This is a genomic window from Brevibacillus sp. SIMBA_040 (assembly GCF_046535075.1).
Taxonomy (GTDB): Bacteria; Bacillota; Bacilli; order Brevibacillales; family Brevibacillaceae; genus Brevibacillus.
The window spans coordinates 1-249 of the sequence record NZ_JAWRXI010000335.1; the positions used below are offsets into that span (position 1 = coordinate 1).

General features: G+C 47.8%; 1 protein-coding gene. It reads right to left on the reverse strand.

Annotated elements, in window-relative coordinates; all coding sequences use genetic code 11:
- Positions 1 to 249: phage baseplate assembly protein V (locus SB752_RS33025; protein WP_410719599.1), on the reverse strand; the 249-nt coding region annotated here is incomplete at both ends.

Here is a 249-nt window from a genome sequence, read left to right on the forward strand (position 1 = left end):
GATGCTACAAAAATCAGTATCGTTGTAGCGGATACGTATTTCATTAGGATCTATGCTCGGACTTGGATTGTGGTCACTGTATAAACTGATCACAGGTATGGCGTTGGCTAACTCGCCACTTGGTGAGATAAGCAGGTACTGTTCACCAATACTAGGACAGCGCCATGCACTGATAGCTCCAGCTGCAATAGCAGGGATGTTTACCCAATCGGTCTCATTTGCGCCGACGGCCAGACGCATCAAAGCACT